At 70.7% G+C, this 1487-nt stretch carries 1 protein-coding gene and 1 pseudogene; both read left to right on the forward strand.

Annotated elements, in window-relative coordinates; genetic code table 11:
- Window positions 1–184 (forward strand): annotated as a pseudogene (locus ACWCQ6_RS37255) (ATP-dependent DNA ligase); the annotation flags it as partial.
- A gap of 333 nt (window positions 185–517) precedes the next feature.
- Window positions 518–1018 carry a GmrSD restriction endonuclease domain-containing protein gene (locus ACWCQ6_RS37260; RefSeq protein WP_451096937.1) on the forward strand — a complete coding sequence of 167 codons (501 nt, stop codon included), beginning with the start codon at window positions 518–520 and terminating at the stop codon, window positions 1016–1018.
- Window positions 1019–1487: the final 469 nt, after the last annotated feature.

A 1487-nucleotide genomic window follows, 5' to 3' on the forward strand; every position in this document is an offset into this window, starting at 1 on the left:
GCTGTCCGCGCGCCTGGAGCCTGTCCTCGCTGCTCGTGTCGGTGAGGCCTTGAGCGGCGCGGCGGTGGTGGGGGAGCGGCGGGCGGAGGGCGAGCCGTACACACGGGTGGAGTCGGACCTGGTCGTGGAGGTGCTGGCCGGGTCCGGCCGGCACGGCAACCTCACCGTGACCCGGATGCGGTGAGGATCCCGTGCCTGGCTGCTGGCCAGGGGACGACCTCGTATGCACTGTCACGAGCCCGGCTGCGGCTCCCGGTACGACTTCCCACCCACGCGGGTGACACCCGCCGGGCAGCAACGATTCTTCGTCGGCCTGGGCCGGAGCATGATCGGCGTGACTCGTCATCTGCGCCGTACCGCGCTCCTCACCCCTCTCGGCTCTTGCCGGGCTCGCGCTGACCGCCGCCCCCGCCACCCCGGCCGCCGGCCCCCACGCTTCCGCCGGCAAGGCCCCGTCCCTTCGTGAACTCCCCGAACCTCCGACGCCTTCAAGGCCCGTGAGCTGCTCGCTGACCTGGTGGTGGCCGACGAGGACGACGTCCCCGGCTACTCCCGGGCGAAGTTCCCGCACTGGGTCACCCAGTACGGAACCTGCGACATTCGCGAGGTCGTGCTCCAGCGCGACGGCCAGGACGTGGTGCAGGACGACCAGTGCCGGGCCGTGTCCGGCGCCTGGTACTCCGAGTACGACGGCCTCACCATCGACTCCGCCTCCCGCATCGACATCGACCACATCGTCCCCTTCAAGGAAGCCTGGCGGTCGGGGGCCTCGGAGTGGACGACGCCCGAGCGGCGCGCCTTCGCCAACGACCTGACGCACTCACAGCTGGTCGCGGTGTCATACAGCAGCAACCGGAAGAAGGGCGACAAGGATCCGGGGAACTGGAAGCCGTCGCTGCAGTCGTACTGGTGCACCTACAGCCGTGCCTGGATCAGTGTGAAGGCCACCTACCAGCTCACCGCCAACCCCGCTGAGGTCAACGCCCTGTCCGAGATGCTTGACACCTGCACCGTCTGATCCCGTCGGCCGGCACACCAGGCAGCGCCGGCTGGGAGCCCGGCCTGGTGAACCGTGCCGGAGCACCGGACAGCACCGTCCGAGCTTGACCCGCCGCGGGGGAGGAGAAACAGGACACCCCGCCCCGACCCTCTTCCTCCGCGGCGCCCCAACCCCGGTGCGTCCTCGGCATCAGCGGCGTACGAACCCGGTGCGGGCGATGTCCGATCGCGGAAACGCCCGACATGCGGAACGCGCGGCCGTCACCGTAGAGCCAGTCCGCCCACACCCGTTCCACGGGCGGGTACAGCTCCGGGTCGTCCTTGGCCAGGGCGGCGGCGACCGCCGGCACCCCGGCCGCCATCGCCTCGGCCTCACCCACCCGGGAGTGGAACGAGAGCACGCACAAGCTCCGCGATGGTGCGGTACCCGCGTGGTGCCCGCCCCCGCGGAACGCCCGGTGGGCGCAGATCTTAATATCACACGACTT

This window comes from Streptomyces sp. NPDC001880, assembly GCF_053594575.1.